The following is a 12,501-nucleotide window of genomic DNA, read 5'->3' as shown; positions in this document are numbered from 1 at the left end:
CTTAACCCTCCCCTCGCCGCTTGTGGCCGGCGCGCTTCGCCAGCGACCGTAACTCGGTCAAAACGGCCGCTTGGACGCGCTGCACGTTGCCAAGATTGATGTCGAGCTCGCTTGGGTGAACGGCCTTGCCACTGTTTATCGATCGCGCCACCTGGTTCAGATTCACGCCGATCGCGCGCATGTCCTCCAGCAACAGCGCCATGACGAGCCGATCATCCTTAGTCAGGATTGGTCGTACGCCGGCGCCTTCGAGGATTAGCGACCGGAAAAATCCCGAAACCGTCATGTCGGCCGCTTTGGCGGCCTTTTCGATCGCCGCATATTCGTCCGCGCCGACGCGGGCATGCACCATTCGACCCTTCCGGTCCGGCTCGAGCCGAACCTCGAATTTCGCGTCGTCCATTGGCCTTGGGCCCCTCTCTCTGGCGCTTGCGGCAGGCATCGAGGGCTTGTTCCTCGATCGTCGAGAGATAGACGTGAAATTCACACTCAATAGAACCAACTTTTCGAGCGGCCCACACTTCGCTCGACTTTATCGCGACCATGAGCAGGGCCTTCGCCCCTGCCCATCAAACGTTAAAACGCTCTCCAGGGTTCACCTCCAGGACCGCTTTGTCGGCCTTTGTGTGCCCCTCGTACTCGCCCGCAAGGGACGCTCCGCTCTTCGCCCTGGCCGGCTGCGTGCGAGCGTCACAGACGGCCTTCGCGCGGCTCCGGGGTTCACCACAAAGGGAGCGGCAAGGCCTGCGGCGGCGCTGACGGCCTCTTTGGCCAAACGAGGGAAAATTGCGTCGACTGGCGAGGGCTCCAGGGTTTGCTCAACGCCAGCGCGCGCACCATTCCAGTTTCACACGACTTGTTCACACGATGTGGTCACATGCCATGACGTTACGATGTGAACGTAAGGTGTGATTGAAGTATCACACCTTGGGATGGTGCGGCGTGATCGCATCGTGTAAAAACGCCATGCGAACGCAAGCAGTCACTTCGTTTGGAAATGCAGTTGCCCAACAGGATGCATGAGCGTGGCGACGGTCCGCCGCGTTCGGCTTTGGGGGCGTCAAAAGAGGGATCAGACATGCCTCGAAGAATTTGCGCGATCAGCGGAAAGGGCGGCGCCGGGAAGACGACGGCCATTATCCTCGTTGCCGGCGAGTACGCTATTCAGGGAAAGAAGGTTCTTCTGATCGACGCCGATCCGCGCCAGAACCTCGCCGAATGGTGGAAGCGATGTGAGGCCAAGGACAATCTTCCGGCCAACATCGAGCTGCACAGCGCGGCAACGCAGCGAAGCATTGAAACCGTGCTGGCCGACCAAGACGGCGTCTATGACGTAATCCTGATGGACTCACCGGGCATCGACAGCGTTATCCGCGATACGATCATCCGCAACTCCGACCTGGTGCTGACGCCAATTCAGCCGAACCAGGATGAAATTAAGGCGGCCGGCGAAGCCGCCACCATCACGGCGGATATTGGCGACAGGGAGGGGCGCACTATTCCCCACGTCAACGTGGTGACGCGCATCGCCCTTCCGGGCCGCGTGCTCGAGGCTTACAGGCTGATCCGTCCGTTCATCGCCAATCTTCGCGACAATGGCTATGAATCGACGCTGATGGATACCGAGCTCACCGAAAGAAATTGCTACCGCGAAATCCGTAACGGCCTCGGCACTTTGCAGATGCTTGAGCTGACCGACCCGGTCATGAAGGGTCGCGCGGAGATTGCGGCGTTTGTGGCCGAGCTCGATCGCCATCTCGCGGCAAACCGGGAAAAGGTGGGAAATGTCTAAAGGCAAACTGTCCGTCTCTGACTTTCCGATCGCTCCGCGACGGCCGAAGCCAGCCATATCCAAAGCCGCAATGAAACCAGCCTCTGTGTCGGTAGGGGCAGAGGTGCGAACGGCTGCAAGGGAACCAGCAGCGGCGCTGGTTTCAGAAACGGATGCGACAAGGGAACGGCCGCGGCGCAGTCTGCCAAACCCGAGCGGTGAAGAGCGCAAGAGCAAAGCGATCGAACGTGCTCTGTCTCAGGAGGAAGGACGCTATCGCCTGCGCGACCTGAAGCGAGCGCACGAGCGGGAAGCCAAGCACTACGTCAATTGCCCCTTGGACTACGACACGAAGATGCGACTGCAAAAGGCCGCCTTCGACAACGACATCAAGATGACGGTGATTATAAAGGCGGCCATCGACCAGTTTCTCCGAGACAACGGCTATTGATCCGTGGGCGGCCGAAGCTTCCTGCTCGGGATGACGATCGGTATCCTTATTGGCATCTACGCCGCACCGTTCGTCGGTAGCCAAGGCTTCGACTTTGGTGAAGGCTCAAAGGCCGCTTCCCTATTGAACGGACTTAGGGAATCCGCTCTCGATGCGTCCATCCGGCCGTCTGACGAAACTGCCAAAGGCGAGCTGTTTCGCTTATCCAATTGGGATATCTCAATGCACGGGACCGGATCGACGGTTACCGTGAAGCGATGTATTAGTCTCGGCAAAGATTCTATCGCGTGCGAACTCTTGGCGCATCTGGGGTGGGTCGATGGGGAAAAACTTGTCGAAGCTGTGTTCGAGGGCGAACCGGGTACTTGGCGAATGGTTGCAGCCAGGGCGCGCTGATTTTCTCTCAGTGGGCTGTGCCTATCCCCGCGCCAGCTCAAGGGCGTTATGAATGCAGGCTTCCGCCAGAAAGAACCATGCAAGGCGAGCGCAACACGGCCCTGATGGTCGTTTATTGCGAGTAGCGGAAAGCGCTGTCCTCACTCCCCGCTTCTGGAAAATCGCTGTGCAGGGAAGTGCCGGGGCGTACTTGGGTCAATCCCGTTTTGAATGTTTGATTGAGGTCGTCGCTCTGCCCGCGACTGGAAAAAGGCAAGAAGGGAGAGGACGTGGCTAAGGATATGGACGCTTATAAAAACAAAATGGAATTGGTTGAGACGATCGATCCCGAGATCGACAAGCCTATTTTCCGCCGTCCGGGGTTCGAAGGCATCAAAACCCTCGGCGAGATCGATGAAAGAATTGCCACCTTCATCCGCAAGGCGCGCGAGGACAAGGATCTGACCCGCGCGGAGCTTGCTCCCTTGCTTGGCCTTTCGATGCAGGTTTATGGCCGCTATGAACGTGCCTTCTCAAAAATGCACGTAACTAGGATGATCCACCTGTGCGAGATCCTCGGATTCATGCCGATGGAAATGCTGTTCAGCGCTGCCCCGCATCTATGGGGCCGCACGCCGGAGGAAGCGCGCGACACCATGGAACTCGCCCAACAGGTCGTGTCTCTGCCGCACGGCACCAAGCGCGATCTGCTGGCCCTGGTTAAGAAGATGGTCGCCCTGGAGAGGGCCGCAGACGGAGCAGCGGCGGAACCGCAATAGACCGAACTAGGACATCGTTAGGCGGCTTGTGCTCCGGGGTTCAAGTTCGATTGGCATTGCCCCTCTTGAACTTCCTGATCTCGCCAATCACGGTTCGATAAGGGATATCCCCACCTCGACGCTGCCAACGGCGTCAGTGAATCCAACGCACCTATCCTCAGAACAGCCGCGAGAGTTTCGGTGGCCTGATGTGATGACGGACTAATGATAAGGTTTGTATTCCCTGAAACCGTCGATCAACTGCTTGAACGATTTCGGGCCATATTTCTGAAAGCTCTCTTCATCAACATAGACGAAATCGTAGGCCACGTCGGACTGCACTCGGTTAATGTCCTCGCACCATTGCCGCAGACGTTCCATTTTCAGCGGCACGTCCAAGTCTTCCAGGCCCTTGGTTTCGACAATGACGATGCGCTTGTCGGCCAGCTTCACCAGGAAGTCAGGATAGTAGTTGGAAATGTTGCCGTCGGCGTTGACGTAATCCAGCTTGAAATTCACCGCAAAATAGTTCTTTGCGTAAGACACGACATCGGTGCAGGAATCGAGGAACCCAGCGAAAACTAGTTCCAGGTGGCTGTCGCCGATGATCCGGTTGAAGACGCTTTTCTTCGGCACCAGATAGCCTTGCTCCTTGGTGACAAAGGGGCGGGTCTGCCGCAGCTTGATGGTGTCGCGGATTTCAGCATCGCCCTTGTCCTTCACGGTCAGGGCGTTGATGGCTTTCTTGAAGTTCTCGATCAGTGTTTTAGTCGCGGCCAGCTCGGATAGATTCCGCATGGTGTTCGGGCTGTCCAGATCGACGGTACGGTCGAACAATTCCGACTGCACGAAGGTTTTGACCTTTCCGTAAAGCACGTCGTACCCGCTGATCAACCGCAAGTCCTTCATTACGGTCTGGGTAAAATATCCCAGAACGCTGCGGTAGTCGGCGATTCCGGCAGTGTCGAGGATGGTGGTGTGCGTCACCGCCCCGGTCGCGATGTCCTTGAAGACGATCTCGCGCTGTTCTTCCTCACTGAACGTGCGATAGGGAACACGCTGATGGCCGAAGGCGGTTATGTCGAGGTCGCCCAGGGATTTGTATTCGCGGTAAATGCGCGGTGTCATCACCGGGATTTCGATGTCGAGCGCGTCGATGTCTTTTTTGTCGTTTTCATTATCTATCTCAATGACAAGCGGGGTCTTGGGCTTGGTTCCCTCGCCCATCGCCTTGCGCTCAAGCTCAACGCCCTCTGCTTGGATTGACTCGACAAATTCCATGAAAGCGTCGGTGCCGACGACGCTGACATATTCTTCGATCCCGCCAGGATACATTTTGCGGAGGCCGCGCCCCAGGGTCTGTTCCGGGAGAATGTTGCTCTTGGCGGCATAGGCCCGCAGCCCGACAATGGTAGTGACGTTGCGCACGTCCCAACCTTCTTTCAGCATCAGAACCGACACGATGGCCTTGTAAGGGCTGGCTGGGTCGTCGATCTCGTTCGCCTGTTTGCGGAGAAGTTCCAGTTCCTCCTTAGCCTTGCCGGACGTGGATTCGGATATTTCACCGTTGGCCTTGGTGTGAATGACCAAAATCGCGCCTTTGAGTTCGGGATAATGGCCCTCAAGGTAGTCCGCAACGTCGTCGCAGTTGCGGGTGTCATCTGTCATGATGAACAGGATAGCCTTCTTATTAAGCTTCGCGTGTTCGTCGCGGGCCTTGCGCCACTCGATCACGCCCAGGTCGATATAATCAGAGTATTTCTCGGTGTATTTGGCGCTCTGGCGCTCCTGCAATTTTGCACGGCTGGCTGCGTCCGGCAGCACGGGGTGCTTCACGACATTCTGTGAAATAGCCTCCACCAGCGGGTAGTCGGCCACGGTCTGTACGAAAATCGCACCGTTATTGTGCTTCGGCGTGGCCGTCACATCGACCTGCAAGGAAAGCGCGGAACCTTTCTGCAAGAGGCGGTTGTGAATGTCCTCAATCGACTTGAACCAGGCGAGGCGCGAGTCATGGATATGATGGGCCTCGTCGTTCAGAACCATGAGCTCATCGATGTCGCGGACGATCATGCCGAGGTCCACCTTGGAATCGGTGGTCGCGCCCGTCGGCCGGTTGCCGAGGAAATAGTCCATCGTGTTGTCGTCGTCAGGCGATGAGGGAATGTCCTCGCCTGCATAAACGCGGTGAATATTGGTAAGGAAGATATTACCGGTCGGGTGCGTGATGCGCACCTCGTCCTGCACATGCAAGGTCAACTGGAAATCGTCCCGCCAGTTGCGGCCGTCAATGCCATTGTCGGGGATGACTGGGTCATCGAAAAACAGCCGCAGCCCCTGAAAATCCTTGTAGATTCGGTCCAGCACAATGATGTTGGGCGCAATGACCAGAAAGTTCCGGGCCAGCTTCGAGTCCGGCTCATACAGCTTGTTGTAAAAGCTCCATGCGAGGGCCAGGCTCAAAACCTTGGTCTTGCCCGCGCCTGTCGCCATTTTGACGACAAAGCGCCGCCAAGTTTCGTCGAACATGCTGGCGGAAACGGCCCCGCTGCTGTCGAAGCGCATCAAGTCGAATTTATCCTTCACGCCCACAACGTCGTAGAGATAGACGATTGTTTCGAGGGATTCCCTCTGGGCGAAAAAATACTCAAACTCGACCATGGTGCCGTCGGCTTGCGGGATCAGATGGGGCGTCTTGAACCACCAGTTGAGCAGGCTCCGACTAGTATCCGATGCGCCGGTATAACCGCCGTCGCGGAAGCCCTTCACCTTCTGGCGCAACGCCGCCACGAGCGGCGGCATGAGCTTCTCCATGCTGGTTTCGCGCAAAGCCTCGTCGGCTGGAAACCACCGGATTGAGGGGTTGAGAATGGCGTGGGGATCGTTCGGAAAATCGGGATGCAGCGCCATTATTTCTTCGCCCCCACCGTCACTTCGGTAATTGTCATGGTGTCGTTGCCGAAGATATCCACGACCTTGACGGCGATCTTGCGCCGCCCAGGCGAGCATTCGTGGAAGACACTGGTCAACTCAAGCTTGCGATCCTTCCTGGTGCGGAAGGACTGCCATTCGTTCTCGAAAATATAGTCGCCGGTCCAGGATTCCTCCCATTCCCCGGTTGGATTCTGGGTGCGTATGATCTCCCGTTTGTTTTCAAAATCGAAGTCGACGGACCAGTAATCAATCCAGTCGATCCAGTTCTTGGTCAGGATTTCGCGGCTGACGATGCCATCCTTGTCCTTGCTGACCTTGACGATCTGTCCCCTCTCAACGACCATCTTGCTGTCCTTGTCCTTGAGCGTGGCTTCGGCGTTGGCGATGGAGTTCTGCGAGTAGAACACGGAGAAATCCGTCAGTTCCACCGCGACGCTGTTAGCATTGACGTGCGGCTTTACTTCGATGAAGGACACGTCATGGAACACAACCTGGTTTTTCTCAACGGCCCGTTTGTCGAAAACGTCGGCCGGAATGTATTTTGGGGCGATGTCGATTCCCTTGCTGCGCGCCTCGTCCAGCACGTTGGGGAACAGGCCCATTTCAAACTCGAAGCCCAGAATATCGACCTTGGTGATGTGCTTCTTGCGGCATTCGAGAATGATTTCTTCGACAAATAGGCGCGACACTGGCATGTTGACCGGCCCCACGGCAACAAGCCGCCCGGCTCTCTTGCCTTGGAAGCTAACAAAGCCGTCCGTCTGTTCGGCGCGATAGGCGCGTAAAATGAGGCCCAGAAACGCCTTTTCTTTTTCCTCAAGCTGCTGTCGGCGCTGTTCGTCACGTAAATTCGGGTTCACGCCGACATAGTGTTGGCGTTCGTATTTGCCGAGATTGAGGATTTCAAAGGCGCGGTAGTCCTTGCCCTCGGCCTTCAACCCGCGCTGCACGCCGATGAGCCGCTTCCGCGTCGTGTGAACGGCAAATTTTCCTAAGTCACTGGCAATCCACTTACGGCCTAACTTCTCCGCGACCGCCGCTGTGGTGCCAGACCCGGCAAAGAAATCCGCTACTAGGTCCCCTGGATGCGATGACGCTAAAACAATTCGCTCCAGAAGTGCCTCCGGTTTCTGGGTCGGGTATCCGGCCTTCTCATCCGAGTTCCCTTTGACGACGGCTATCTTCCAAACGGTTTCAGGAATCTTTCCGTTTTCTGATGCCGCCCCGCCAGTATATTCAAAGCGTTTTCCTTGGGAATTTATAAGATAACGAGCAGTCTTGTATCGCTCTTTGGAGGCGTCAAGTATCGGTATTCGAACGGCATCGGCATTAAATATCACTTTCGCGCCTTTCGAGAAGCGGGTGATATTGTCGTGCTTCGGAACAAATCTGTCATATGGCCGTCCCGGCGAGTCAGGGTAAAACCAAATTATTTCATTTTGGAAATTTTGCTTTCCGAAAACCTCATCCAAAACCAGTCGTAGATACCCGCTTACACGCCAGTCACAATGAACATATATGCTTCCATCCTCCGCAAGTAGATCACGCATGAGGACTAGACGCTCATAGATCATGGCAATGAACGAATCTGCGCCTTTTCCCCACGTGTCCCGATAGGCAATTTCTTCGAGAATGTTTGGCTTCTTGGTGAAGGTGTCGCCGCCGATCTCGATGTCCATCGAAAAATCGGCTCCCACGTCAAACGGTGGGTCGATATAGATTAGCTTCAGGCCGCCTTGGCGCTCAATTTCCTCGCGCAGCGGCCCGTTTTTCAGCGACGAAAGAATGAGTTTGTTGTCGCCCCAGATGAGCTTGTTGGTCCAGCCTTTTAGTTGCCGCCCCCGACTGTCGGTCGAAAACAAATCCTGTTGTGCGACCGTGTCTTCCGCCTTCTCCGCACGAGGCTCGTCCACCTGTTCGATGGTCTGAAACGGCAGAACGACATTGCTGACCTCACTGGTCTTGCCATTCCAAACAAGCTCGACCTCGCGCTTGTCTTCGAAAAGCAGGAAGCGGTATTTTTCGGGCAAAGGTTTGTCGGCCTCGATGAACCGGATGATATCCTGTTGTTCCTGCTCAGTCAGTCGCGCCATTTTCCCCTACCCTCACCACTCAAATCAATTTCGGTTGGCCAACCAGTCTCATCCAGTACGGGTCTGCGGGATTTCCGCAAAGGCGCGTGCGGGGAGAGGCTTGAGCCAGGTTGCGCTGCGAACACTCAACGCGCCATCCGCGCCGGGGCCCAAGGTTATCCGTCGCCCCGACGCTGCGGTTTTGACCGGCAAGCGGCGGCACATCAGGTCGGCAAGCGCGGGATCCTCCACCGCGCAGATGATCTGCCGACCGTCCTCGACCAGCTGCGCCAGCACTTCTGCCAGATGGACCGTCCGGAAATCATCGACGTGCTGCACCGGATCGTCCAACAGCACCGTCTGCCACCGGCTCCAGGCTAGCGAGAGATTGATCGACAGGAGAAAGGCCAAGCCCGTCGCCCGTCTCTGGCCGCTGGAAAAGAGGAATTGGGGATTGAGACCGTCGCCCACCTTCAAGCTCAGGAACCGTCGCACGTCGCCTCGGATCGCATACTCAATATCCTGCCATACCGGGTGAGGTTTTAGACGCTGATAGAGCTCGGCCATTAGTGGGAGGACGCGGTCAAGGCGTAAGTCAAGTGTCTCGGCCGCGGCCCGGCGGGTCGCATCATGCAATGCCGCAGCCGTTGCCTCAGCCTTGCGCGCTCGACCAAAGCGCTCCTGACCACGCGCCAGGCGCTCCTTGGCGACCTGTTCAGCCTGCATCGCCTTAGCCAGTTCGCTATTGAGGCGCAGAGTGTCCAATATCCGCAAGTCCCGTTGCGCGTTTTCAAGCGACACACCAAGTAGGGCCGCGCGGCGATCAATGTCCTCTACGCTCGGATCGCCTTCGATACCAAGTGCGCGGCATTGCTCTTCGACCTGGTGGATCACCGCTTCCTGCGCCGCGATCTGCGCGGCAACATTGCTTTGCCGCTGCTTCTGTTCAGAAAGCGCTTTGGCCGCCGCCCGGTGCTGCTCCTCACGCTGCGCGATCGCGGTCGCGATTTCGTCGATCCTTCCGGCCGCGGCTTCGGCTTCAGCGCTCCCTGTCTGGAAACTTTGCTCAGTGTGCGAGGCCGAACATAGTGGGCAGTGATGCTCTATCAGTCCAAGGTTGCGGCCTGCAGCGATTAGAGAGACAAGGTCGCGCGCCCGACGGGCGAGGTCCCCCGATGTCTCTTCGGCATCAACTTCGACGATGGCAGCGAGCGAGCGCTCGGCCTCATCACACGCGCGCTGAACCGACGACAATTCCCTATAGAGGTTAGGAAGCGAGGCGCGCGCGCTCCCGAATTGGTTCAGACGGTCACGCAATGAGGAGAGTTCTCCCAGCTCATAGTCTACTGCAGCCATGCGATGGCGAACCGCCCCGGTTAGGCTGTCCGGGGTCGCTGTCGTATCGGCAAATAGCCGGAGCCGGGTGGTCGCCTCAGCGATCGCGCTGTCCGAGGCAAGCGATGACCGAAGCTCATCAAGCCGCCGCGCAGTCGCCGCTAATTCCGCTGTCAGCGTGTTGACTTCCCCTTGCGCCGCCTCTCTCCGACGCTTCGCCAGCGTCGAGATGTCCAGCGCGCGAGCGATCCAGCTGTCGGCATCATTCGCGCCGATCGCCTGACGAAGCAGTGCGTAGCGCTCGGTCTCCTTCAGGTCGAGGCTGAGGCCGGCAATATGCTCGTCGCGAATAATCGCCGTGGCGCACAGCTGCTCCAGCGGCGCCTTAGGGGCAAGCTCCGGATGCGCCAGCGCCTTCACAATGTCGGGCGATATCGTGACGTCGCTCGCGTCGAGTGGCGTGCGGCGAACCTTGAACGTCCCACCGCTCCCGGAGAACCCGACTTCGACATAGCGTTCCTTGGGCGCGTCACCCTCACCGATCCACCAAAAATAGTCGGCGACGCTCTGTCCCGCTGCGGTTGCGCCCTTATATTTGCTGAGCTCACCGGTCAGCGCAAATTCGACCGCGTCGAAGATCGTACTCTTGCCGACGCCATTGCGGCCATCGATGACGGTAAAGCCGGAAGCGAAATCGATCCTGACGGGATCGCGATAACCGCGAAACCCGCTCGCCTCGACATAGTCGACCTTCATGGCTCTTTCTCCAGCAGCTGGAACACGATGTGCGGGTCGGCAGCCGACAGAAAAGCCTCAACGACCGTCGGGGCAAGCTCTGTGGTCCGCTGGCGAATCTCTTCCTTGCTATCTACAGCATCGAGGACGGGCGTCGACTGCAGCGGCATCAGTGGGAGGAGAGCTCGCAGTATGTCGGAACCGTGCTCGCAGCCAGACCGTGCAATCTTGCGCAGTCCGGACAAATCCTCCTCGATCGAGCTCAGCGCGATAGCCTCGGCATAATTGGCCCGGTCGCGGGCGAGCAGCAGAACATAGCTGTTCCAGGCCTTGGTGCCCGCAGCGCGAAGCTGGAACTGGCGCTGCGCGACAAGGCGATCAGTGTCGCCCGACCAGCGCGCGAGGAGGTCACCGGCCGTGTCATAGACGAGAACAAATCCCAGCAGCGTGTCGTTCTCGAGGACGCGCGCAGAAAGTCCGTCAATGTCGACCGGCTGTATCTCGAAGCCGGCGTCCTGGAGGAGGCGGGCAGCTTCTTCGATCAAATCTGTCACAGTCCGAGTTCCTTCACTGCATCGGCGTGGGTCATCCACATGCTACCCGATCCTCTCGCAATGCTGGCGGTTGCGCTGCCTCGGGCGAAGCTTGCTGGCAGAGCCCGCGACTCCGCTCCCACGGCCACTACAATGTCGGGCGCGACCACCGGCGCCACATCCTTTTCGAATGTAGCCTCTACCCTGTCTAGCATCTGATTAGGCGTGCGCAGCACCCGAATGGTTTTGCCGCCGAGCTTCCAGTTGGTCCCTTCCGCGACAGCGCCAGCCGCCTGCAGTTCGATCATTGTCAGGCCAACAAGAGGTTCGTTGGGTGGTCGAGGCGCGTCGGCGGGCGCATTTGGCTCGCATCCAAGCAGGTCGCGACGCATCAGCCAGAGTTGATCGTTGTCAACATCAGGAGCCTCAAGCCAGGCCGGGTCAGGATCTGTACCTTTGCAGTGCTGGAAATCCGCCGCCCCGCCATGCAGCACTTGTCGGATGAAGCTCTTGGAATATTCTCGGCGCAGAGCGGCAAGAAAGCGGGCGCCCGACTCCTTCACATGCAGGAATCCGCCACTGGCGCGCATGCCGAGCGCATGGAGGGCGGGCGCCTTCGCTTGAAAGCTGGCGCTGTCTGCTGTGTCAACAACGATGACTCTGGATAGGTTAACGGCATCGAGCGTGGATGCCAAGACGGCGTTCAGATAGTCCCAATCGGTCCAGTAGCCAACTATGACCAGATCGCGGTTCAGTAGCCGTTGGGTAAGCCATGGCGCACTACTGGAGATGCGAGATTGTACCGGGTTATGCGCCAGCTGACCCGGTGCCCAGACAGTGTTCGCAAGATCAATCGTCCTGCAGCCATGGAGTTTAAGCATTGGGGTGACCGCCGGAGGCAGGGCTGCCACAGCGTGCCCATCAATACCAACCTCGACTTGCCCAAAGAGGAAGACGCCCGCGGACTCGACAAGGGTGTCGACATTGGTCGTCACCACGGTCTGCAAGGCGCGGGCGAGCATGAGGTCGGCGATCGCGTAGTGGCCCTCATTAGGGCGGCCGGCAAACGCGTTACGATCGATCAATGTCCCAAGGAATACGGTTGGTAGTTCGCCGCGCTGGAAAAAATACTCAGCTTGCTCCTCAATATTGTTGGAGAGCGGCGGGCGGGCTCCGCCATATTGGGCCGTGTATTTCGCTTTCGCCTTCTGCGCGAGCGTCCACGCACTCGGCAGATTACTTGGTGCCGCCATCGAGAGGCCAGCACCAGCGAATATGGCAAGCCTCTCCGCCAGAAGCGAGTCAAGCGCAAGGCTGACACCTTCATCAAAATCCGTCAGAAGCACATTCCCCCCGCACCATTTGAATGTCGCAACCGCCGTTCGCGATTTGCGAGCGCGATTACATTTAACTCGGTGCAGTCACGCATATCATAGTCCGTGCAACCGTTGGTTCAATTTTGTGCCGAGATTAGAACCGTGGAGATGCCGCCGTTTAAAACGGAATTTCATCATCGACCACTTAAATTGAAAATGGG

Annotated in this window: 10 protein-coding genes; 4 read left to right on the top strand and 6 right to left on the bottom strand. The window is 57.8% G+C overall.

Going from position 1 to position 12,501, the window contains the following annotated elements; all coding sequences use genetic code 11:
* Position 1: 1 nt before the first annotated feature.
* Positions 2-403 carry a MobC family plasmid mobilization relaxosome protein gene (locus Amn_RS31500; protein ID WP_286299878.1) on the bottom strand — a complete coding sequence of 134 codons (402 nt, stop codon included), beginning with the start codon at positions 401-403 and terminating at the stop codon, positions 2-4.
* Between the two features lie 675 nt (positions 404-1,078).
* Between Amn_RS31500 and Amn_RS31495 the strand changes: the two genes are divergently transcribed.
* The 4 genes from Amn_RS31495 to Amn_RS31480 all read left to right on the top strand — a co-directional run bounded on the left by Amn_RS31495 (position 1,079) and on the right by Amn_RS31480 (position 3,376).
* A complete protein-coding gene (locus tag Amn_RS31495) occupies positions 1,079-1,792 on the top strand; it encodes a ParA family protein (RefSeq protein ID WP_199202458.1) in 714 nt (237 codons plus the stop codon).
* Positions 1,785-2,222: a hypothetical protein gene (locus Amn_RS31490; RefSeq protein ID WP_245437222.1), complete on the top strand. Its 438-nt coding sequence runs from the start codon at positions 1,785-1,787 to the stop codon at positions 2,220-2,222. Before Amn_RS31495 ends, Amn_RS31490 begins: the two co-directional genes overlap by 8 nt.
* 30 nt (positions 2,223-2,252) lie before the next feature.
* The gene (locus tag Amn_RS31485) at positions 2,253-2,618 is read left to right on the top strand and encodes a hypothetical protein (protein WP_107652710.1); all 366 of its coding nucleotides are present in this window, start codon (positions 2,253-2,255) and stop codon (positions 2,616-2,618) included.
* A gap of 281 nt (positions 2,619-2,899) precedes the next feature.
* Positions 2,900-3,376 carry a helix-turn-helix transcriptional regulator gene (locus tag Amn_RS31480; RefSeq protein WP_286299932.1) on the top strand — a complete coding sequence of 159 codons (477 nt, stop codon included), beginning with the start codon at positions 2,900-2,902 and terminating at the stop codon, positions 3,374-3,376.
* A 201-nt stretch (positions 3,377-3,577) separates the two neighbouring features.
* Here Amn_RS31480 and Amn_RS31475 read toward each other — a convergent pair whose 3' ends face one another.
* Genes Amn_RS31475 through Amn_RS31455 form a run of 5 tightly spaced genes read right to left on the bottom strand, consistent with a single transcriptional unit; the run spans position 3,578 to position 12,310 of the window.
* Positions 3,578-6,265: a DEAD/DEAH box helicase family protein gene (locus tag Amn_RS31475; RefSeq protein ID WP_286299876.1), complete on the bottom strand. Its 2,688-nt coding sequence runs from the start codon at positions 6,263-6,265 to the stop codon at positions 3,578-3,580.
* Positions 6,265-8,382, bottom strand: a complete 2,118-nt coding sequence (locus Amn_RS31470; RefSeq protein ID WP_286299875.1) for a DNA methyltransferase — start codon at positions 8,380-8,382, stop codon at positions 6,265-6,267. The genes Amn_RS31475 and Amn_RS31470 overlap by 1 nt, the downstream gene beginning before the upstream one ends.
* Before the next feature lie 48 nt (positions 8,383-8,430).
* Positions 8,431-10,452, bottom strand: coding sequence for an AAA family ATPase (locus Amn_RS31465; protein ID WP_286299874.1), 2,022 nt, complete (start codon positions 10,450-10,452; stop codon positions 8,431-8,433).
* Positions 10,449-10,985 (bottom strand): hypothetical protein, encoded by a 537-nt coding sequence (locus tag Amn_RS31460; protein WP_286299873.1) that lies wholly within the window; start codon positions 10,983-10,985, stop codon positions 10,449-10,451. The genes Amn_RS31465 and Amn_RS31460 overlap by 4 nt, the downstream gene beginning before the upstream one ends.
* Positions 10,982-12,310, bottom strand: a complete 1,329-nt coding sequence (locus tag Amn_RS31455) for an SIR2 family protein (RefSeq protein ID WP_286299871.1) — start codon at positions 12,308-12,310, stop codon at positions 10,982-10,984. The genes Amn_RS31460 and Amn_RS31455 overlap by 4 nt, the downstream gene beginning before the upstream one ends.
* Between the last annotated feature and the right edge of the window lie 191 nt (positions 12,311-12,501).

Origin of the sequence: Aminobacter sp. Y103A (assembly GCF_030294925.1) — a bacterium.
GTDB classification, from domain to species: domain Bacteria; phylum Pseudomonadota; class Alphaproteobacteria; order Rhizobiales; family Rhizobiaceae; genus Aminobacter; species Aminobacter ciceronei.
This window is presented reverse-complemented; position numbering and strand designations above follow the sequence as displayed.

Excerpts from the sequence above, each read along its gene's own strand:
- Amn_RS31490 (WP_245437222.1), top strand. The coding sequence starts at position 1,785 with ATGTCTAAAGGCAAACTGTCCGTCTCTGACTTTCCGATCGCTCCGCGA.
- Amn_RS31480 (WP_286299932.1), top strand. The coding sequence starts at position 2,900 with ATGGACGCTTATAAAAACAAAATGGAATTGGTTGAGACGATCGATCCC.
- Amn_RS31485 (WP_107652710.1), top strand. The coding sequence starts at position 2,253 with ATGACGATCGGTATCCTTATTGGCATCTACGCCGCACCGTTCGTCGGT.
- Amn_RS31475 (WP_286299876.1), bottom strand. The coding sequence starts at position 6,265 with ATGGCGCTGCATCCCGATTTTCCGAACGATCCCCACGCCATTCTCAAC.
- Amn_RS31500 (WP_286299878.1), bottom strand. The coding sequence starts at position 403 with ATGGACGACGCGAAATTCGAGGTTCGGCTCGAGCCGGACCGGAAGGGT.
- Amn_RS31465 (WP_286299874.1), bottom strand. The coding sequence starts at position 10,452 with ATGAAGGTCGACTATGTCGAGGCGAGCGGGTTTCGCGGTTATCGCGAT.
- Amn_RS31495 (WP_199202458.1), top strand. The coding sequence starts at position 1,079 with ATGCCTCGAAGAATTTGCGCGATCAGCGGAAAGGGCGGCGCCGGGAAG.
- Amn_RS31470 (WP_286299875.1), bottom strand. The coding sequence starts at position 8,382 with ATGGCGCGACTGACTGAGCAGGAACAACAGGATATCATCCGGTTCATC.